20 protein-coding genes and 7 tRNA genes are annotated in these 19,033 nt (G+C 73.8%); 12 read left to right on the top strand and 15 right to left on the bottom strand.

What is annotated here, in order from left to right:
* Window positions 1-59: 59 nt before the first annotated feature.
* Complete coding sequence (locus ACH414_RS25540) at window positions 60-758, top strand: potassium channel family protein (protein WP_382548479.1); 699 nt, start codon at window positions 60-62, stop codon at window positions 756-758.
* A gap of 22 nt (window positions 759-780) precedes the next feature.
* On the opposite strand, the gene thrS is transcribed toward ACH414_RS25540, so the two are convergent.
* From thrS to ACH414_RS25525, 3 genes are all read right to left on the bottom strand, one after another.
* Entirely contained in the window at window positions 781-2,757 is a 1,977-nt protein-coding gene (thrS, locus tag ACH414_RS25535) for a threonine--tRNA ligase (RefSeq protein WP_386566333.1), read from the bottom strand.
* Between the two features lie 114 nt (window positions 2,758-2,871).
* Window positions 2,872-4,149, bottom strand: a complete 1,278-nt coding sequence (locus ACH414_RS25530; RefSeq protein WP_398943468.1) for a hypothetical protein — start codon at window positions 4,147-4,149, stop codon at window positions 2,872-2,874.
* Window positions 4,149-4,721, bottom strand: a complete 573-nt coding sequence (locus ACH414_RS25525; RefSeq protein ID WP_382548485.1) for a DUF4365 domain-containing protein — start codon at window positions 4,719-4,721, stop codon at window positions 4,149-4,151. The genes ACH414_RS25530 and ACH414_RS25525 overlap by 1 nt, the downstream gene beginning before the upstream one ends.
* A gap of 120 nt (window positions 4,722-4,841) precedes the next feature.
* Here ACH414_RS25525 and ACH414_RS25520 point away from each other — a divergent pair, with 120 nt between their 5' ends.
* The gene (locus ACH414_RS25520) at window positions 4,842-5,570 is read left to right on the top strand and encodes a 3'-5' exonuclease (RefSeq protein WP_382548487.1); all 729 of its coding nucleotides are present in this window, start codon (window positions 4,842-4,844) and stop codon (window positions 5,568-5,570) included.
* A 61-nt stretch (window positions 5,571-5,631) separates the two neighbouring features.
* On the opposite strand, the gene ACH414_RS25515 is transcribed toward ACH414_RS25520, so the two are convergent.
* Together ACH414_RS25515 and ACH414_RS25510 are read right to left on the bottom strand one after the other, a co-directional pair.
* Window positions 5,632-5,703: transfer RNA gene (locus ACH414_RS25515), tRNA-Val, on the bottom strand.
* A gap of 39 nt (window positions 5,704-5,742) precedes the next feature.
* Window positions 5,743-6,189, bottom strand: coding sequence for an SRPBCC family protein (locus tag ACH414_RS25510; RefSeq protein ID WP_382548489.1), 447 nt, complete (start codon window positions 6,187-6,189; stop codon window positions 5,743-5,745).
* Between the two features lie 82 nt (window positions 6,190-6,271).
* Here ACH414_RS25510 and ACH414_RS25505 point away from each other — a divergent pair, with 82 nt between their 5' ends.
* Window positions 6,272-8,647: an SCO7613 C-terminal domain-containing membrane protein gene (locus ACH414_RS25505; protein ID WP_382548491.1), complete on the top strand. Its 2,376-nt coding sequence runs from the start codon at window positions 6,272-6,274 to the stop codon at window positions 8,645-8,647.
* Between the two features lie 64 nt (window positions 8,648-8,711).
* Here the strand turns inward: ACH414_RS25505 and ACH414_RS25500 are convergent.
* A tRNA-Val gene (locus tag ACH414_RS25500) sits at window positions 8,712-8,786 on the bottom strand.
* A 53-nt stretch (window positions 8,787-8,839) separates the two neighbouring features.
* A complete protein-coding gene (locus tag ACH414_RS25495; RefSeq protein WP_398943466.1) occupies window positions 8,840-9,307 on the bottom strand; it encodes a TIGR02611 family protein in 468 nt (155 codons plus the stop codon).
* Between the two features lie 189 nt (window positions 9,308-9,496).
* Here ACH414_RS25495 and ACH414_RS25490 point away from each other — a divergent pair, with 189 nt between their 5' ends.
* Together ACH414_RS25490 and ACH414_RS25485 are read left to right on the top strand one after the other, a co-directional pair.
* A complete protein-coding gene (locus tag ACH414_RS25490; protein WP_015032345.1) occupies window positions 9,497-9,910 on the top strand; it encodes an SsgA family sporulation/cell division regulator in 414 nt (137 codons plus the stop codon).
* A gap of 190 nt (window positions 9,911-10,100) precedes the next feature.
* Window positions 10,101-10,658: a CGNR zinc finger domain-containing protein gene (locus ACH414_RS25485; RefSeq protein ID WP_382548495.1), complete on the top strand. Its 558-nt coding sequence runs from the start codon at window positions 10,101-10,103 to the stop codon at window positions 10,656-10,658.
* A gap of 18 nt (window positions 10,659-10,676) precedes the next feature.
* On the opposite strand, the gene ACH414_RS25480 is transcribed toward ACH414_RS25485, so the two are convergent.
* Both ACH414_RS25480 and ACH414_RS25475 read right to left on the bottom strand, forming a co-directional pair.
* On the bottom strand, window positions 10,677-10,853 hold the full coding sequence (locus ACH414_RS25480) for a hypothetical protein (protein WP_382548497.1): 177 nt from the start codon (window positions 10,851-10,853) through the stop codon (window positions 10,677-10,679).
* 133 nt (window positions 10,854-10,986) lie between these two features.
* On the bottom strand, window positions 10,987-11,412 hold the full coding sequence (locus ACH414_RS25475) for a hypothetical protein (protein WP_382548499.1): 426 nt from the start codon (window positions 11,410-11,412) through the stop codon (window positions 10,987-10,989).
* Between the two features lie 134 nt (window positions 11,413-11,546).
* Here ACH414_RS25475 and ACH414_RS25470 point away from each other — a divergent pair, with 134 nt between their 5' ends.
* Complete coding sequence (locus ACH414_RS25470; protein WP_382548501.1) at window positions 11,547-12,059, top strand: DsbA family protein; 513 nt, start codon at window positions 11,547-11,549, stop codon at window positions 12,057-12,059.
* Window positions 12,060-12,086: 27 nt separating this feature from the next.
* Here ACH414_RS25470 and ACH414_RS25465 read toward each other — a convergent pair whose 3' ends face one another.
* The 3 genes from ACH414_RS25465 to ACH414_RS25455 form a co-directional block, all read right to left on the bottom strand.
* Window positions 12,087-12,926 (bottom strand): GNAT family N-acetyltransferase, encoded by an 840-nt coding sequence (locus tag ACH414_RS25465; RefSeq protein ID WP_382548503.1) that lies wholly within the window; start codon window positions 12,924-12,926, stop codon window positions 12,087-12,089.
* A 65-nt stretch (window positions 12,927-12,991) separates the two neighbouring features.
* Complete coding sequence (locus ACH414_RS25460) at window positions 12,992-13,819, bottom strand: aminotransferase class IV (RefSeq protein ID WP_386566347.1); 828 nt, start codon at window positions 13,817-13,819, stop codon at window positions 12,992-12,994.
* On the bottom strand, window positions 13,816-14,868 hold the full coding sequence (locus ACH414_RS25455) for a chorismate-binding protein (protein ID WP_398943462.1): 1,053 nt from the start codon (window positions 14,866-14,868) through the stop codon (window positions 13,816-13,818). Before ACH414_RS25455 ends, ACH414_RS25460 begins: the two co-directional genes overlap by 4 nt.
* Before the next feature lie 264 nt (window positions 14,869-15,132).
* Between ACH414_RS25455 and ACH414_RS25450 the strand changes: the two genes are divergently transcribed.
* From ACH414_RS25450 to ACH414_RS25430, 5 genes are all read left to right on the top strand, one after another.
* A tRNA-Gly gene (locus ACH414_RS25450) sits at window positions 15,133-15,205 on the top strand.
* Between the two features lie 39 nt (window positions 15,206-15,244).
* A tRNA-Cys gene (locus ACH414_RS25445) sits at window positions 15,245-15,318 on the top strand.
* 1 nt (window position 15,319) lies between these two features.
* Window positions 15,320-15,391, top strand: a tRNA-Val gene (locus tag ACH414_RS25440).
* Window positions 15,392-15,425: 34 nt separating this feature from the next.
* Window positions 15,426-15,497, top strand: a tRNA-Val gene (locus tag ACH414_RS25435).
* A 47-nt stretch (window positions 15,498-15,544) separates the two neighbouring features.
* Window positions 15,545-15,619 (top strand) — tRNA-Val (locus ACH414_RS25430).
* Window positions 15,620-15,737: 118 nt separating this feature from the next.
* Here the strand turns inward: ACH414_RS25430 and ACH414_RS25425 are convergent.
* From ACH414_RS25425 to ACH414_RS25415, 3 genes are all read right to left on the bottom strand, one after another.
* On the bottom strand, window positions 15,738-16,010 hold the full coding sequence (locus tag ACH414_RS25425; RefSeq protein ID WP_382548509.1) for a zf-TFIIB domain-containing protein: 273 nt from the start codon (window positions 16,008-16,010) through the stop codon (window positions 15,738-15,740).
* Between the two features lie 40 nt (window positions 16,011-16,050).
* On the bottom strand, window positions 16,051-16,992 hold the full coding sequence (locus ACH414_RS25420) for a phosphotransferase family protein (RefSeq protein WP_398943460.1): 942 nt from the start codon (window positions 16,990-16,992) through the stop codon (window positions 16,051-16,053).
* A gap of 154 nt (window positions 16,993-17,146) precedes the next feature.
* A complete protein-coding gene (locus ACH414_RS25415; RefSeq protein WP_382548513.1) occupies window positions 17,147-17,314 on the bottom strand; it encodes a hypothetical protein in 168 nt (55 codons plus the stop codon).
* 436 nt (window positions 17,315-17,750) lie between these two features.
* Here ACH414_RS25415 and ACH414_RS25410 point away from each other — a divergent pair, with 436 nt between their 5' ends.
* Window positions 17,751-18,989 (top strand): protein kinase, encoded by a 1,239-nt coding sequence (locus tag ACH414_RS25410; RefSeq protein ID WP_382548514.1) that lies wholly within the window; start codon window positions 17,751-17,753, stop codon window positions 18,987-18,989.
* Window positions 18,990-19,033 lie beyond the last annotated feature (44 nt).

Genomic DNA, 19,033 nt, shown 5'->3' with positions numbered 1-19,033 from the left:
TTCGCCCGTTCGGATCGTGTCGCCGGGGCGGAAGATCCGTTCAGGGGCATCCTGAACCGATGAGAGACAGGCCGACGATCCCGCCCGCGCAGGAGCGCTGGGACAGCCGGATGGAGACCCCGCTGACGGTGACCGCCCTGGTCTATCTCGCCGCCTACGCGGTCCGCGTCCTCGGCCACCACCTGCCCGACGCCGTGAAGGACCTCTGCCTCGCCCTCACCCTCACCGCCTGGGCGGTCTTCCTCGTGGACTACGTCGTACGGGTCAGGCTCAGCGGCCTCGGCCTGCTGCGCTTCGTCCGGCACCACTTCCTCGACACGATGGTGCTGATCCTGCCGCTGCTGCGCCCGCTGCGGATCGTGAGCGTCTACGACCGGGTGCAGCGGCGCCGGGACAAGCCGCGGCTGACGCTGTACGCCCGGGTCATGACGTACGCGGGGATGACGGCGGGGCTGCTGGGCTTCGCGGGGGCGCTGACGGTCTACCACTTCGAGTACGGCGCTCCGGGCGCGTCGATCCGCACCTTCGGGGACTCCGTGTGGTGGGCGTGCGCGACCCTGGCGACGGTCGGCTACGGCGACATGACCCCGGTGACCCCGATGGGCCGCGTCACGGCCGTGGGAATCATGGGCTGCGGCGTGGCCCTGCTCGGGGCGGTGACGGGTTCGTTCTCGTCCTGGCTGATCCAGGCGTTCACGCGGGAGGACGAGCGGGAGGACGGCAGGAGGCCCCCGGGGGATTTCCCGGGGGCCTCCTAGCCCCGCTCACGCGGGGAGCGCGTCACACCTGGACGCGACGCTCGACCACGTCGGCGAGCTTGGCCAGCGCCTCGTCACGGGGGATCCCGTTCTCCTGCGAGCCGTCGCGGTAGCGGAAGGAGACGGTGCCGGCGTTCATGTCGTCGTCACCGACGATGATCATGAAGGGGACCTTGAGCTTCTGGTGGTTCCGGATCTTCTTCTGCATGCGGTCGGAGGACGCGTCGACCTCGACCCGCAGGCCCTTCTTCTTCGCGTCGGCCGCGAACTCCTGCAGGTACTCGATGTGCGCGTCGCCGATCGGGATGCCGACCGCCTGGACCGGGGCCAGCCACGGCGGCATGGCACCCGCGTAGTGCTCCAGGAGCACCGCGAAGAAGCGCTCGATCGAGCCGAACAGCGCGCGGTGGATCATGACCGGGCGCTGGCGGGAGCCGTCCGGCGCGGTGTACTCCAGGTTGAAGCGCTCCGGCAGGTTGAAGTCCAGCTGCACGGTCGACATCTGCCAGGTACGGCCGATGGCGTCGCGCGCCTGCACGGAGATCTTCGGGCCGTAGAACGCGGCGCCGCCCGGGTCGGGGGTCAGCGGCAGGCCCTGCTTCTCGGCGACCTGCTGGAGGACCGCGGTGGCCTCCTCCCAGACCTCGTCCGAGCCGACGAACTTCTCCGGGTCCTTGGTCGACAGCTCCAGGTAGAAGTCGGTCAGACCGTAGTCGCGCAGCAGGTTGAGCACGAAGGTGAGGGTCCGGTCGAGCTCCTCGGCCATCTGCTCACGGGTGCAGTAGATGTGCGCGTCGTCCTGGGTGAAGCCACGGGCGCGGGTCAGGCCGTGCACGACGCCGGACTTCTCGTACCGGTACACGGTGCCGAACTCGAACAGGCGCAGCGGCAGCTCACGGTAGGAGCGCCCGCGCGCGTCGAAGATCAGGTTGTGCATCGGGCAGTTCATGGGCTTGAGGTAGTAGTCCGTACCACCGTCGAGCTGCATGGGGGGGTACATGCCCTCCGCGTACCAGTCGAGGTGGCCGCTCTTCTCGAAGAGGGCGCCCTTGGTGGCGTGCGGCGAGTAGACGAACTCGTAGCCCTCCTCCTCGTGCCGGCGGCGCGAGTAGTCCTCCATGACCCGGCGGATGATGCCGCCCTTGGGGTGGAAGACGGCGAGGCCGGAGCCGATCTCGTCCGGGATGGAGAACAGGTCGAGCTCGTTGCCGAGCTTGCGGTGGTCGCGCTTCTCGGCCTCGGCGAGGAAGTCGAGGTGGGCCTTCAGCTCGTCCTTCGACGGCCAGGCGGTGCCGTAGATGCGCTGGAGCATCGGGTTCTTCTCGCTGCCGCGCCAGTAGGCGGCCGCGTTGCGCATCAGCTTGAACGCCGGGATGTTCCGGGTGGTCGGCAGGTGCGGACCACGGCAGAGGTCCTTCCAGCACAGCTCGCCGGTCTTGGCGTCCAGGTTGTCGTAGATCGACAGCTCGCCGCCGCCCACCTCGACGTTCGCGCCGTCGTCGGTCGACGCGGCGCCCTTGATGCCGATGAGCTCCAGCTTGTACGGCTCGGCCGCGAGCTCCTCGCGGGCCTCCTCGTCCGAGACGACGCGGCGCGAGAAGCGCTGGCCGCGCTTCTGGATCTCCTGCATCTTCTTCTCGATGGCCTTGAGGTCCTCGGGCGTGAACGGCTTCTCGACGTCGAAGTCGTAGTAGAAGCCGTCGCGGACCGGCGGGCCGATGCCCAGCTTGGCCTCGGGGAAGAGCTCCTGCACGGCCTGGGCCATGACGTGCGCGGTGGAGTGGCGGAGGATGTCGAGGCCGTCCGGCGAGGAGATCTCGACACCCTCGACGACGTCGCCCTCGGCGAGCTCGTACGACAGGTCCTTCAGCTCGCCCGCGACACGGGCGGCGATCACGGTGCGGTCGTCGGCGAACAGGGCGCCGGCCGTGGTGCCCGCGCTCACCGTCCTCTCCTCGGCTCCGGAGGCGGACTGGACGGTCACACGGACTTCAGACACGGATGCTCCATACATAGGGGCGCAGGCAGACACGAGGTGCCGGCACCGGCGGTGCGCGGCAGAGACGAGGTGCCGCGCAGGCCTTGATCCTACCGGGGGCCCGTGACCAGGGCATCAGTCGTCTCCGCCGCAGGCCTCCTCGAAGAAGTCCAGATTCTCCTGGAGGGACTTCATCAGGCGGTCCCGGACCGCCTCGTCCACCTGCACCGGGACGACTCCGGTCGCGTCGGTGAGCCGCCGGAAGCCGCCGCGGCTCTCCAGCCGGCCGACGAGCCGGATCGGCAGCCCGACGAGATGGGCGTGGCCGGCGGTCCGGTAGGCCTCCTCGTCGAGGGTGACGCGGATGTGGCCGACCTCGGCACCGGCCAGCACCCGCAGCCGCACGGTGCCCTCACCGCGCGGGCCCGAGCGGCGCATCCGGACGACGGCTCCGGTGATCCGCACCGGCACGGAGGGCTCGCCTGCCAGATAGCGGGTGCCCGCCTCCCGCAGTGCGGGCAGGTCGCCGGGCGAGAACTCGACGGGCTCGGGGCGGGACGCGCAGCCCTCGGGCGTCCCGGCGGCCGGGGACCAGGCCAGGCTGATGCGCGCGCCCTCGGTGCCGCGCACCAGCGCGACCAGGGCCTCGGTGAGCTCACGGCTCACTCCGGCCTCGACGGCGGTGTCGAAGGCGTCCATGCCGCCGGTCGCCCGCTGGTAGTCGACGGCCTCGCGGGCCGCGTAGAGCGCGTGGTGGAGGCGTACGGAGACGGCACGGCCCGGGTCGACGGGCAGAAAGGCGGTCAGCCCCTGGCCGCCCGGCGCGGCGGCGACCACGACGTGCTCCAGCAGGGACTGGGCCTGGCCCCGGTGGCGTGCGCCGTGGTACCCGGCGCGGGCGCGTACGGCGAGGGCGCCGGCCAGCAGCATGCCGCGGGCGGCGGAGCCGAGCTTCTCCTGCACGGGCCAGGGCACGGTCCCGGACGGGCCCGGCGGCACGTCGCGCCACCAGCGGATCTCGTCGCTGGGCACGGCGAGCCCGGTCAGCACCTCGCGGGCCGAGGGCGTGCCGCTGCGGGCGAGCGCGGCCAGGGCCTCGCCGATCAGGTCCTCGCAGTCGGGGAAGGCCCGGCTCTCCGGCACCAGCAGGCTGGTGCCGCGGGCGCCGGCCTCGGGTCCCGGCGGGGCCCAGCGGCCGTAACGGCCCGCGGCGCCGCCGCGCCGCCGCCAGCCGTGCCGGGCGAGCAGCGCCCCGAGCACCCGCGGGTCGACCCCGCCGGGGTCGGGGGCCTCCCCGTCGAGGGGGTACGGATGGGGGTGGGGCCGGAAATGCTGCGGGGACTGCGGGGTCTGGGGTACGGAAACGGGGCCGTGCCCGGCCCCGTTCTCCGGTTCGTCGATCGGCCGGTGCATCAGGGTCTCCCTCCCACGCCGACCCGGGCCATGATCTCGCAGAGCGCCCGGTCGTCGAAGATCCGTGCCGTCGGGATGCGCACGGTGGTCCTGCGCCGTCCCGTGACCGGGTGACCGGCCAGGTTGATCCAGTAGCAGCAGTGCCGCAGGTCGAGCCCGTCGTGGTCGGCCCGCAGCCAGTCCTCCCGGTCCCGCGGCACGAGCATCACGACCAGGATCTTGTGGACCGCCACGGGGGTCCGCGCCAGCTTCACCAGGTGCTCGTTGTCCAGGGTGAACGAGAACGCCGAGGACGCACCGGGCGTGCGGGGCGGCAGTTGGTAGGTGCACTTCAGCTGCACCTTGATGGTCACTTCGTCGTCGACCGTGTGGCCGGGTGCGCTGTGACTCACGTGCCAGTCGATGCCGTTGTCCGGGAACGGCTGCGACAGCGAGCAGCCCGCCGCCGCCGCGACCGCGTGGAGGTACCCCACCTGGAGGGTCTCCATGCAGGCGGTGGTGGCGAGTGAGCCGCGCGGCGGAGCTGCCCGCTGGGGCGGCAGCCCTCCCGATTCGGGCTGGGCGAGCGCCATGTCAATTCCCTTCCCCATCAGCTCTGTTGTGACCGGTTTGCGTACGTTGCAAACAGCCCGGGTATCACCGTTTCGGGCAGGGGGTTGGCCATCTGCCGCGCACGTGCGAGGAGTTCGGGGATGACGACGCACTGGTACGAGGGGCCCCTGGCCGCATTCGACACGGAGACCACGGGAGTCGACGTCGAGGAGGACCGCATCGTGTCCGCCGCCCTCGTCGTCCAGGACGCGACGGGCATGCGCCCGCGGGTGACGCGCTGGCTGGTGAATCCCGGCATCCCGGTGCCGGCCGAGGCCACCGCCGTACACGGCCTGACGGACGATCACCTCCAGCGCAACGGGCGCTGGCCGTCGCCCGTGATGGAGGAGCTGGCCCGGGCGATAGCCGAACAGAGCGCGGCGGGGCGGCCGCTGGTGGTGATGAACGCGCCCTTCGACCTGACGATCCTGGACCGGGAGCTGCGGCGGCACCGCGCCTCGTCGCTGGGGACCTACATGGACGGGGTCCCGCTGTGCGTGCTCGACCCGAGGGTCCTGGACAAGCACCTGGACCGGTACCGCAAGGGCCGCCGGACGCTGACGGACCTGTGCGAGCAGTACGGGGTGGTGCTGGACGGCGCCCACGACGCGGCGGCGGACGCGGCGGCCGCGCTGGAGGTCGTCCGGGCGGTGGGCCGGCGCTTCGCCTCGCGCCTGGAGCGGCTGACGCCGCCGGAGCTGCACACCCTGCAGGCGGTGTGGCATGCGGCACAGGCGCGTGGGCTGCAGGCCTGGTTCGCCCGGCAGGGCACTCCGGAGGCGGTGGACCCGGCGTGGCCGCTGCGCCCGGAGCTGAGGACGGCGGCGTAGCGGCACCGGGGCCGGAAACGGCTGAAGCCGGTCCGTCTGCTGACGGACCGGCCTCTCCCGGTGGGCGATACTGGGATCGAACCAGTGACCCCTTCGGTGTGAACGAAGTGCTCTCCCGCTGAGCTAATCGCCCGGGAACGGGTTGAACCATACAGGGCTTTCGGGGTCTCGTTCAAACCGCCCGCAGCAGGGCGGCGAGCCCGCGCCGTCCGCCGCGCATCATCAGGGCGTGGTTGGCCCGGAACACGGGCCGCCCGGGGACGGCGAACGCGCGCATCAGCGGGCTGCGGACCTCGACCTCCTGCTCGTACAGGGCGCGGGTGCCGGTCCCCTCCTCGGCGAGGGTCCAACGGGCCCAGCCGTCCAGGTCCCCGCTCAGGCGGACCTCCAGGATCCGGGCGTCGGGATCGCGGCGCCGGGCCTCGGCGGTGACGACGAGGTCGTACGGCAGGAGCGAGCGGAAGCGGGCGGTGCCGGTGTGCTCGTCCAGCGGGACGACCTCGCGGACCTGGGGCCACCAGCGGGGGTACTCCTCGGCGCGTTCGAGCACGGCGTAGACCGCGTCGGGCGGGGCGGCGAGGCGCCAGACGCTGCGGAAGCGGTAGCGGCACCAGTCCATGGGCCCAGTGTGGGCTACTCAGCCACGGATCTGAGTACGCGCGCCCATCCCCTCCCGCCGTGTCCGGCGCGACACTCCGCTCATGGATTCCTCCCTGCCTCCCGCGGAAGAGCTGGTGCTCGTCGACCGCGAACTGGCCCGACTCGACGCCCACCGGGCCCAGTTGCTGGCCCGTCGGGACTGGCTGCTGCGGGTGCTGCACCAGCCGGTCGCGCCGCCCGCGGTGCCGCGGCCCGAGGCGGCGCCGCGCAGCGCGCAGAACGTGCTGCTCACGCTCGGCGGCGTTCTGCTGACCGTCGCGGCCGTCGCCTTCACCCTGGTGAGCTGGGGTTCGATGGGCATCGGCGGCCGGGCGGCCGTCCTCGGCGCCGTGACCTCGGCGGCGCTGCTCGGGCCGGTGGCGCTGTTGCGCAAGGGGCTGCGCTCGACGGCGGAGTCGGTGGCCGCGCTGGGCCTGGTCCTCACCGTCCTGGACGCGTACGCCCTGCACCGGGTGGCGCTCCCGGACACCGGCGCACTGTCCTACACGGCCTCGGCCGCCGCCGTTCTGGCCGCCGTCTGGACGGCGTACGGCCGCGCCCTCACCGGGCTGCGGATCCCGCTCCCGGCGGCGGTGGCCGTGGCCCAACTCCCCTTGCCGCTGGCGGTGCTGGCCGCCGGGGGCGGGGCGCCGGCCATCGCGTGGGCGGCGCTGGCCACGGCCGTGCCCGACCTGGTGGTCGCCCTGCGGACGAAGCCGGCCGCGCCCCGGATCGCGGCCTTCGTCGCGGCGGGCCTCCTGGGCGGTTGGGCGCTCCTCTCGGGCCTGGCCCTGTCGGCCGGGACCCCGCTCCGCGCCGCCCCGCTGCTGCTGGCCTGCGCGGCGCCGCTGCTGTACGTGGCGGTCCGCGGCCTCTCGGCGGCCGCGCTGCCCTCGGCGATCCTCGCCGGCCTGTCCCTGATCGCGGCCGTCGGCGGCCTGCTGCGCTCGGTTCTCCCCGAGGCCTGGGCGGTGCCGGGCTACGCGGTGTGCGCGGTGGCCCTGGCGGCCCTGGCCCTGCGGGTCCGGGCCGCGGCCGCCGAGGGGGCCCAGGATGCCCCGTGGCGTCCTGCGTCTGCGGTGCGCCACGGTCTGGCCTGGGCCGGTGGCGGGGTGCTCGGCCTGGCGCTCCTGTGGGCGCTGCCGCCGGTCGCGGCGGGGCTGCTCGGGCCGCCGGCACGCGAGGCGGCGCCGTGGTCGGGAGAGCACGCGGAGCCGCTGCTGACCGGGTATCCCGCGACGGCCCCGCTGGTGGTCCTGCTCGCGGCCGGGGCGCTGGCCGCGCTCCCCCGCGGCTGGGCCCGCCGCGGCGCCCTCGCCCTGGTCTGGGCACTGCTCACCGCGCTGCCGGTCTCCCTGGGCCTCTCCTACGGCCCGACGCTCGCGCTGCTGCTGCTGACGGCCGCGGCCGGGCTCGCCGGGGCGGTGCGACCCGGGCTCCTGACGCGGGGCCTGCCGGAGGCGGAGGCGTCCGGGGAGGGCGTCGCGTGGATCGCGTACGCCGGTGGGCTCGTGTCCGCCGTGGACGCCGTGGCACTGGGGCTGGACGCGCGGGCGGCGACGTTCGTGGTGCTCGGGGTGCTCCTCGCGCTGTTCGTCGGGGTCGCGGTGCTCGCGGGCGGTGCGCGGCGGCTCGTGGGGGCCTGTGCTGCCGTGCTCGCGGCGGCCGGTCTGGTCGGGGCGGCGGCCGCGGCCGCCCATGCGGGGCCGGCGGTGAGCGGGCTGGTGCTGCTGGTGGTCCCGGCCGGGACCGTGGCCCTCGGGGCGCGGCTGCGGCGCCACCCGGTGGCGGTGGCCGTGGAGGGCGCGGGCGCCGCCGTGGCGCTGTGCGCGCTCGGGCTGACCGGGGGGCGGCCCGCGCTGCTCGCCCTGGCGCTCGCGCTCGGCGGGGTGCTCGCCGCGGCGACGGCGGTGCGGCCGGAGCGGCGTCCGGTCTCCTCGTGGGTGGCCGCGGCGCTGTTCCTGCTCGCCGCCTGGGTGCGGCTCGCGGTCTGGGAGGTGACGACGCCGGAGGCGTACACGCTGCCGGTGACGGTGCCGGCCCTGGTGGTGGGGGTGCTGCGGCGGCGCCGGGACCCGCAGGCCTCGTCCTGGACGGCGTACGGGCCGGGGCTGGCGGCGACGCTGCTGCCGAGCCTGCTCGCGGCCTGGACCGACCCGGGGTGGCTGCGTCCGCTGCTGCTCGGGCTCGGGGCGCTCGTGGTGACGCTGCTGGGTGCCCGCTACCGGCTCCAGGCGCTGCTCCTCCTCGGCGGCGCGGTGCTGGCCCTGGACGGGCTGCACGAGCTCGCTCCGTACGTCGTGCAGGTCGTGGGCGCGCTGCCGCGCTGGCTGCCGCCGGCGCTGGCCGGTGCGCTGCTGCTGGCGGTGGGGGCGACGTACGAGCAGCGGCTGCGCGACGCCCGGCGGCTGCGGGAGCGGCTGGGGCGGATGCGCTGAGCGGCCGCGGCGCCGGTACGCCGAAGGCCCGGAGACGGTGTCGTCTCCGGGCCTTCGGGCCGGGTGGTGGGCGATACTGGGTTCGAACCAGTGACCCCTTCGGTGTGAACGAAGTGCTCTCCCACTGAGCTAATCGCCCGGCGCACCGCAAACATTACCCCATGTCAGCGGTGCTCTCGCACCGGCCTCGGGTCACTCGTCGATCTTCCACGGCATGACGAAGCCGAACTTCCAGAGGTAGACGGCGCACAGGGCGGCGACGATCACCAGGCCGATGCTCGTGAGGATGATGTTGCGGCGCCGGACCTTGGGGTCGAGCGCGCGCTGGGCGGCCTCGGTGACCTTGCGCTTGGTCCAGCGCAGCACCAGCTGGGCCCAGACGAACTCGGTGGCCCAGATCGCCATGCCGGCGAAGATCACCAGCCAGCCGGGGCCGGGCAGGGGCAGCATCACGATGCCGGCGCCGACGACGGCGAGGCCGACGACGAAGACGCCGACCTGCCAGCTCAGGTGCAGGGTCCGGCGGGCCTTGATGAACTCGGGGGCGCGGGATCCCAGCGCCGCCTCCTCGCCGTTCCCGCCGCCGTTCTCCGGCTTCTGGTGGCCGCTCTCCCCGCTCGCCGCGGACGCCCCCGTGCGCTCGTCACTCTCCGCATTCATGGCCCCAACTTACCGGACGGGTCGATCCGGCCGGAATGGCGGTATTACCCAAAGTTACACGCGTCCATACGAGCTACCTGAACGATCACAAAACAGACAGAGGGGTTTACAACGGCACCGGAGGTGGCATGTCGATTTCGCCGACGTGCGAATCCCCGAGCGCACACTGAGCGAAAGGCCCTGGCGCTTATGAACACCACGGTCAGCTGCGAGCTGCACCTGCGCCTCGTTGTGTCGAGCGAGTCCTCACTGCCTGTACCCGCGGGCCTGCGGTATGACACGGCCGATCCGTATGCCGTGCACGCCACCTTCCACACCGGAGCCGAGGAGACGGTCGAGTGGGTCTTCGCCCGCGACCTTCTCGCCGAGGGGCTGCACCGGCCCACCGGCACGGGCGACGTCCGGGTCTGGCCGTCTCGTAGCCATGGCCAGGGAGTCGTCTGCATCGCGCTGAGTTCCCCCGAGGGCGAAGCCCTGCTCGAGGCCCCGGCGAGGGCCCTGGAGTCGTTCCTGAAGAGGACCGACGCTGCCGTGCCACCGGGCACCGAGCACCGGCACTTCGACCTCGATACGGAGCTCTCCCACATCCTGGCCGACAGCTGAGCCAGGCCAAGAGCCGCACGGCGCCGTCCGACTCGGGGAGACGGCGCCGCGCGGGCGATCACATACGCGGGACATCGGCGCTCTCCACCGCGCAGCCGGCGCGGTGCGGGGCGCCGATGCCCGTTTCCGGGTCGCGCTAGAGTCAGCGCAATTCGCGGGCGCCCGCCCGCAGCCGGCCAGGGAGCGAAGCGTGCTGATCCCCCACGACACCCGGATCGCCCTCGACACCGTCGTCGATCTGATGAACACCGCCCCCCAGGGCGATCGCGAGGACGAGCTCGAGGACCTTCCGGCGCTGCGGAGCTTCGTACGCGACCACAAGATCAGCGACGTGGGCGAGCTCGGCGCCGGGGACCTGCGGGCCGTCCGGGACGTGCGCGACCGGTTCATCGCCGTCTTCACCGCCCCGGACGCCCGGATCGCGGCCACCCTGATCAACCAGCTGGTCGCCGCCGCGGGCACGACGCCGCAGCTCACCGACCACGACGGCTACGACTGGCATGTGCACTACTTCGCGCCGGGCGCCTCGGTCGCCGACCACCTGGCCGCCGACTGCGGAATGGCGCTGGCCTTCATCGTCGTGGCGGGCGAACAGGAGCGACTGCGCCGCTGCGAGGCGCCGGACTGCGGCCGCGCCTTCGTCGACCTGTCCCGCAACCGCTCCCGCCGCTACTGCGACAGCCGGACCTGTGGAAACCGCCTCCATGTCGCGGCCTACCGGGCCCGGCGCAAGGAAGCCGCGGGCTGAGCCCGCCCGGGGCCGGTCTCACAACAGGAAGAGATCGTGGACGGCGGCCATGAGCAGCAGGGCGCCGATCACCGCGAGGAAGATCATCAGCGGTGGCTGGGAGAGCGCGAAGAGACAGCCGCGCGGCTCCTCAGGGGCGCTTGTGGCGGGTGTGGCGACGGGGGTGGGGACGGGGTCCCGCGAGGTATCCAGCATCTCGGGGGGATGATGGCGCACGGCGCACACCGAAGATCGCGCAACACACCCCGCGGCAGGGCGCGTTCACCCCATCCCGTGGTCACCGGGAGCGAGAACCGCCAGAAGCGGTCAGATCACCGTCGGATCCCGGTCATATTCCGTGCTTCTTCAGAATCGCCTCGATGTCGCTGAAGTCCTCGTCGGGCGCCTTCGCCTGCGCCTTGGGCGCCGCCGCGCGCTGCCCGCCGCCGAGCGGGGGCGCGGAAGCCGCCGGCGCCACGGCCTCCCGGCCCGCTCCCGCGACGGCCGCCCCACGCCCGGCCCGGCGCCGCTCGACCGCCCGCGTGGACGAGAAGAGCAGCCAGGCCGCACCGAGCACGCCGAAGCCGGCCCAGGCGGTCGGACTGAACGCGGTGTTCGCGAGCCACGCCACCGCGCCGGTCATCACCAGGCCCAGCGGCACCAGGGAGTAGGCGGCGATCCGGGCCGCGGACAGGAACTTCCTCCGGTACGCCGTGACCGCGGCGATGCCCAGGCCCGCCACGGACACCGCGGAGCAGATGGTCTCGGCGAGCATGCGATCCTCCAGGTCCGGGTGATACGTCCCTTCCATCCTGCACCGCCCCGCCCTCTCGCGGCCATGCCCGAGGCCCGGGATCAGGGAGATCTCCGGGTCGTCCCCCAGGGAGGGGCGGATGGGAGACTCTCCCCATGAGTGAGTCCACCACCCCCGCCTCCCCCGTCGTCCTGGAGGCCTGGTTCGACCTGCAGTGCCCCGACTGCTTCAAGGCCCTCGACGACGTGCGCGCCCTGCGCGAGAAGTACGGCGAGCGCCTCGACGTACGCCTGCGCCACTTCCCGCTGGCCAAGCACAAGCACGCGTACGCAGCCGCCCAGGCCGCCGAGGAGGCGACCGACCAGGGCAAGGGCTGGGAGTACACCGAGGCGCTGCTCGCCAGGACCGAGGAGCTCGGCGAGCGCGGCGAGCCGGTGCTCCTCGAGGTGGCGACCGAACTGGGCCTGGACGCCGAGGAGTTCGACACCGCTCTGATCGACGGCCGGCACCTGCTGACGGTCGACGCGGACGAGGCCGAGGGCAAGGCGATCAAGGTCACCGGCACCCCGACCTATGTGATCGGCGGCGAGCGGCTCGACGGCGGCCAGAGCCAGGACGGCCTGCGCGCGCGCATCGAGGAGGCCGCCGACCGCCTCCTGCGGGGCTGACCCGCCCCCGGCCCGGCCGCCCGCGGCCTACAGCAGCGTCTTGGCGCTGTTGAAGTGGGTCGTGCGGTAGCCCAGCGACTCGTAGAGCCGGATCGCCGGGGTGTTGCCCGCGAAGACGTGCAGTCCGAGCAGGCGCTCCCCGGCCGCCAGCGTCACGCGCTCGGCCAGCAGCATCAGGCCGCGCCCGTACCCCTTGCCGCGCTGCTCCTCGGCGACCTCGACCTCGAAGACGAAGCCCGTGCGCTCCCCCGGCTCCAGCTCGATCCCGCCGGTCCACAGATAGCCGACGACGTCCCCGTCCCGCACGGCGACGACCACCGAGACGCCCGGGGTCGCGAGGCCCTGCGGGAGGAATCTGCGGCGGCTGTCCTCGGCCTTGGCCCGTGCCAGCTCCGCCGGCATGCCCCGGTCGATCCAGCTCTGCGCGAAGGCGTCCATGGACCGCGCCGACCACTCGGCGAACTCCTCCTCGGTCACCGGCCTGGCGGCGAAGCCCTCGGGCAGCTCCGGAGCCGCCGGGGGCAGCTCCTTGACCATGTTGCGACTGCGTTCGGCGTACCCCAGCGCCGTCGCCATCCGCAGCGCGGCCGCCGACTCCGAGGGCACCGAGATCCGCACCTCGCCGCAGCCCCAGGAGCGCAGCACCTCCTCGGCGGCGAGCGCCGCCACCGTCCCCCGCCCCCGGCCGCGGTCCCGCTCGTCGACCCGGAGGTCCTCGATCACGCCCACGGCCCCGCCGAAGGCCGCGTCGGTGGCGAGGTGGACGGAGCCGACCCGGCGGCTGTTCACACAGATGTCGTAGCTGCGCGAACGGCCGCCGTCGGCGGAGTGCTGGAGCGGCTCGGAGGGCCGCAGGGTGGTGGTCATCACGGGTGTTCTACCCGCCGGGCGGCCACCCGTCATCCTGTTTTGCGCCGGCCGTCGACCGCGGCCTACCCGAGCCGCGGGTCGCGGTCCCGGGCGGCCCGCTCGTCGAAGATCCGCATGGCCTTGGCGGTGACCGGCCCCGGGGCGGCGAGCTCGCGCCCGTCGACCCGGTGCACGGCCTGGACGTCGCGCAGGGTCGAGGTCAGGAAGATCTCCTCGGCGCTCTGCAGGACCTCCAGCGGCAGGTCGGTCTCCTCGGCCCCGGTCCACTCCACGGCGAGCGCGCGGGTGATGCCCGCGAGGCAGCCGGAGGAGACCGGCGGGGTGTGGATGCGCCCGTCGACCACCACGAAGACGTTGGAGCCGGTGCCCTCGCAGAGCTGCCCGACGGTGTTGCCGAACAGCGCCTCGGAGGCGCCGTGCTCGCGCGCCCTGGCGAGGGCGACGACGTTCTCGGCGTACGAGGTGGTCTTCAGGCCGGTGAGGGCGCCGCGCTCGTTGCGCGTCCACGGGACGGTGATCACCGCGGTGGAGTCGGGGCGCCGGCCCGTCTCGCCGAGGGCCACGACGAGGCTGGTGCCCGCGTCGCCGCGCTCGGAGCCGAGCGGGGAGAGCCCGCCGGTGTACGTGATGCGGAGCCGGCCGAGCTCCATCGGGTTGGCCTCCAGGACGGCGGCGCAGGCCCGGCGGACCTCGTCGAGGTCCGGGTCGGGCAGGCCGAGGCCGCGCGCGGAGCGGGTGAGCCGCTCCAGGTGGAGCGTGAGAGCAAACGTTTCGCCACGCTCGGCCTTGACCGTCTCGAAGATGCCGTCGCCCACGGTCAGACCGTGGTCGAGGACGGACACCTGCGCGGTCTCGGCGTCGTGCAGTGCGCCGTTGACCCAGAGTTTCATCGCGATATGGCCCTTCCGCTCGCCTCGTACGCGCCCGACGCTATCGCGACCAGCCGGGAGGCCTTGAGCTCGGTCTCCGCCCACTCGCCCTCGGGGTCCGATCCCCAGGTGATGCCGGCGCCGGTGCCGAAGCGGAGCGCGCCCTCGGCCCGGTCGATCCAGAAGGTGCGTATGCCGACCGCCAGCTCGGCCGTGCCGGCGTCCGCGTCGACCCAGCCGATGCCGCCGCAGTAGGGGCCGCGCGGGACGGTCTCCAGGGCCTCGATGATCCGCAGCGCGCTGGACTTGGGCGCACCCGTGACCGAGCCGGGCGGGAAGGAGGCGGCGAGCAGCTCGGGCCAGCCCGCGTCCTCGCGCAGCCGGCCGGCGACGGTGGAGACCAGGTGGACCAGGCCGGGGTGCTCCTCGACCGCGCAGAGGGCGGGCACGGTGACCGTGCCGGTCTCGCAGACCCGTCCGAGGTCGTTGCGGACCAGGTCGACGATCATCACGTTCTCCGCGTAGTCCTTGGGCAGGAGATCGTCGGCGGTGCGGCCGGTGCCCTTGATGGGCCCCGAGCTCACCAGGGCGCCCTCGCGCCGCAGGAAGAGCTCGGGGGACGCGGTGGCGATCTCCACGCCGTGCGCGGGCAGCCGGATCGTCCCCGCGTAGGGGGCGGGGTTGCCGCGGGCGAGGAGGGCGGTGAGCGCGTCGACGTCGGCACGGGCCGGATCGGGCAGCGGCGCGGACATCACCCGGCAGAGGTTCGCCTGGTACACCTCCCCGCGCGCGATGTGCTCGCGCACGCGGCGCACGCCCGCCGTGTAGGCGGCGCGGTCCAGGGAGGACGTCCAGGCGTCCGCGGCGGGTCCGCGCCAGGCACCCTGCACGGGCGCGGGGACCGGGTCCGGCCGTACGTCGCCGAAGCGGGCGCAGGTGAGACGGCCCTCGAAGTCCGCGCAGACGGCCCAGAAGCCGGAGGAGTCCAGTGCCGCGGGGTCACGGGTGACGTCCCGCAGGTCGGTGGCGAGGAGGCCGCCGAAGCGGGCCATGGGAGCGAGGGAGTGCACGGTGCGAGTCTAGGCGCGCGGGACGTACGGGGCGGGGGTCGAGGCGGGACGCCGGACGGGCTGCCGGGGGCCGGGCGGCCGGGACCTCGGGACGGGGCGGGGAGCCACCCCGGGAACACGGGGAGTGAACCTCGCGGGAACGCTCCCGGACGCGCCGGTGGGGGCGCAGGTCAGCACGCTGCGGAAACGCGTTTTTGTACTGGCCCAGGAATCCGCTAGAGTTCAACACGTCGCCGGGACGCGCAAGCGAAACGGAAACGACAAGCGGACGTGGCTCAGTTGGTAGAGCATCACCTTGCCAAGGTGAGGGTCGCGAGTTCGAATCTCGTCGTCCGCTCGATGTGGGGGATCTTCCCGAACCCCCGTATTCACTCCTGGTGGAGTGGCCGAGAGGCGAGGCAACGGCCTGCAAAGCCGTCTACACGGGTTCAAATCCCGTCTCCACCTCCAAGGACGATTAGCTCAGCGGGAGAGCACTTCCCTGACACGGAAGGGGTCACTGGTTCAATCCCAGTATCGTCCACTGGATCTTCGGGTCCCGGATCTTCGGATCCCCCGCGCGATTAGCTCAGCGGGAGAGCGCTTCCCTGACACGGAAGAGGTCACTGGTTCAATCCCAGTATCGCGCACGCAGTACCACCGGCCCGGGTTCGTCCTGTACGATCCTGACCGTCCCGCGCGATTAGCTCAGCGGGAGAGCGCTTCCCTGACACGGAAGAGGTCACTGGTTCAATCCCAGTATCGCGCACCACAGAAGAGGCCCCCGACCGCATCTCGCGGCCGGGGGCTTCTTCGTTTCGCCCGCGCGGTAGGCAGCGCGGCGAGGAGGCTCTGAGCTCGGGCTCAGAGCCTGGCCTCGGGGGCTGGGCTCAGGAGGAGAAGAGCATCCGGCCGAAGCCGCGGTGGTGTCCGCCGTGGTGGCCGTGGTGACCGCCGTGCTGCGGGGCGCCCCAGGCGGGGGCCGCGGGCTGCGCCGGGTAGGCGGGCGGGGCGGGCGGGGCCTGCCACTGCGACTCGAGGCGGGTCAGGGCCTCCAGCTCGCCGTAGTCCAGGAATATGCCCCGGCAGCCGCTGCACTGCTCGATCTGGACGCCGTTGCGGTTGTAGGTGTGCATGGGCGCATGGCACTTGGGACACTGCATGCTCGGCTCAACTCCCTGCCGTTCGGATGGTGCTCTCACCCTACGGGGACGCGGGCGGAGCCAACTCGGTTCGGAGCGAGGCGATTCGGACACAGGTGTCGATCATCACCTCCTCCACCTCGTCCAGCGGCCGCCCTTCGACCGCCGACTTGGCGAGGGCCAGCGCCGCGGTCTGCACGGTGAGGGCCCGGGCCGGGAGGTCGAGCCGGGCCCAGGGGTCGCCGCCCGGGCCGCCGGTCGCGGTGCCCGTGGCCGGGCCGCCGGCCGACTCGTACGCGCCGAGGAAGCGCGACCAGACCTCCGGCGGCAGCAGCCCCGCGGCGAACCAGGCCGCGGGCCGGGCCAGGTCCCAGGCCGGGTCGCCGACGCCCAGGTCGTCCACGTCGATCAGGCGCCAGTGCGGGGCCCGGACGAGCTGGCCCAGGTGGAAGTCGCCGTGGCACAGGGCCGCCGGGGCGGTGCTCCCGGCCTCCGTCGGGTCGGGCAGCGTGCGCCAGGCGCGCAGGACCGTGGCGGTGGCCGGACGGTCAGGGGCCGAGCGGCGCATCCGCTCCACGGCCAGGGCGGCCTTCAGGGGCGCGCGCATCGCGGGGAGGGCCGGCGGGGGCGGTGTCCGGTGCAGCAGGGCGAGCAGCCGGCCCGCCTCCTCCCACGGGGCCGCGGCGGGCTCCTCCGGATCGACGGGGGCGCCGTACGGCCAGCCGGTCACCAGGCGCCCGTCGAGCGCCGCCCGGGGGCCGGGGAGCGGCGGCAGGAGCACCTCCGCCAGGGCGGGCAGGGACGCGACCCCGACCCGCGAGCGCAGCTCCTCCGTGTCGCTGCCGGGCGCGTGCGACTTCAGGACCAGGCGTCCATGGCGTACGACCGTGCCGTCGTCCCGGTCCGCGAGCACCCCGACCGCGCACGGGCACGAGGGCTCCGCCCCGGGGTGCGCGGCGGCGCGGGCGAGGGCGTGCAGCTGTACGAGAACGGTCTCCTCCACGGGAAGAAGGCTAGGCCGTGTCCGGAAAAGCGCGAGGGCCGGTCAGCTCCCCAGCTGACCGGCCACACGCTGCCGTCCGCCGCACCCCCGTCCCCACGGGGTTTCCGGCCGGATGTCCCCGACCCGGGCCGCTCTCCCGGGTCCGGAGCGCCGCTCAGCGCCCCAGCATCACGCCCACGGACGACGCCTGAGTGACCACCGCGTCCCAGCCGCCGAAGACGACCACGAGCAGGGTCGCGAGAGGGAGGACCATGGCGGTCGCCACCAGGGGGTGACGGCGGCCCGAAGGGCGGGGGGTCAACCGCGGTGCCGGGTACGCCATGGTTCCTCTCCTGTCGTGTCTGACGCGGCGGGTGCGGTGACCTCGGGGGACGAGTGCTGCACCCGCCGCTTGTCCTCCACACTAGGCAGCGGCGGCACCCCGGACGTCATGCCCGCGTACCGACTTCCAGGCCTCCGGGAGGATGACGCCCGTCCGCCCGGCGTACTCCCCTGGGTGGAGACGCCCGCGCCTGACTCGGGGTCTTCCCCCAGGGGTGCGTGACCTGCCTCACGTCCCCGCGGTGCCTGCGGAGTGGCGGCGAGCGTCGTCCCCAACTCTTCTGGTAGGAGCGGTTGTTGGCACTTCCCCTTGCTGACCGGCCCTCAAGTGTCCCCCTCAGCACTGACAATCGATGCGGGTGCGAGGGCGCGGCCTGTGAGCGCGCCGGGGCGGGGGTACGTAAGCTGTGCCACGTCGAACGGACGAGGGGACGGACATGGCGATGATGCGGCTCCGGCGCGAGGACCCGCGGATCGTCGGGTCGTTCCGGCTCCACCGCAGGCTCGGGGCCGGCGGGATGGGGGTCGTGTACCTCGGGTCCGACCGGCGCGGGCAGCGGGTGGCGCTGAAGGTCATCCGGCCCGACCTGGCCGAGGACCAGGAGTTCCGCTCCCGTTTCGCCCGCGAGGTGTCCGCCGCGCGGCGGATCCGGGGCGGCTGCACGGCCCGGCTCGTCGCCGCGGACCTGGAGGCCGAGCGGCCCTGGTTCGCCACCCAGTACGTGCCCGGCCCCTCGCTCCACGACCGGGTCGCCGAGGAGGGCTCTCTGCGGGCCGCCGACGTGGCCGCGATCGGCGCCGCGCTCTCCGAGGGGCTCGTCGCCGTGCACGAGGCGGGGGTCGTCCACCGGGACCTGAAGCCCTCCAACATCCTGCTGTCGCCCAAGGGCCCCCGCATCATCGACTTCGGCATCGCCTGGGCGACCGGGGCCAGCACGCTCACCCACGTCGGGACCGCGGTCGGCTCCCCCGGCTTCCTCGCGCCCGAGCAGGTGCGCGGGGCGCCCGTCACGGCCGCGACCGACGTCTTCTCGCTGGGCGCGACCCTGGCGTACGCGGCGATGGGCGACTCCCCGTTCGGGCACGGCAGCTCCGAGGTCATGCTCTACCGCGTGGTGCACGAGGAGCCCCAGCTGCACGGCGTGCCCGACGCGCTGGCGCCGCTCGTCCGGGCCTGCCTCGCGAAGGACCCGGAGGAACGTCCCAGCACCCTGCAGCTGTCCATGCGGCTCAAGGAGATCGCCGCCCGGGAGGCCCAGGGGCTGCCGGCGGCGCCGCGGCCGCCCGGGCAGCGGGAGCGGGCCGAGGAGCGCCCCGCGGCGCGGCCGGGCGCCCGGCCCACGGAGCGCTACACCGAGCGCTCCGGGGAGCGGCGGGGCACCGCCACCGGTTCCGAGCGGCACGTCGACCGGGCCACCGAGCGGTCCGGCGAGCGCGGTGAGCGCCCGACCGGGACGCAGGGGCGGGGCGGCGCGGCGCGGCCGTCCGCCTCGCGCACCGGCGGGGGCTCCCGGGCCCCGCAGTCCCGGCCGGGGACCCGGCCGGGCGCGCGCAGCACGTCGACCGGACGGCGGCCGGCCAACCCGCGGCTGCTGCGGCAGCGGCTCTTCGTCTTCGTCGTGGTGACGCTGGTCGTGGCCCTGGGGATCGCCGCCGCGCAGGCCCTGCAGGGCTAGGGCTGCCCGCCCTGGGCAGCGGCGGTCCTGCGGCCGGGCCGGGG

Source organism: Streptomyces sp. NPDC020422 (assembly GCF_044386705.1).
In the GTDB taxonomy this organism is placed as follows: Bacteria; Actinomycetota; Actinomycetes; order Streptomycetales; family Streptomycetaceae; genus Streptomyces.
Note: the sequence above shows the minus strand (reverse complement) of the source record. Positions and strands in the feature narration are given on the sequence as shown.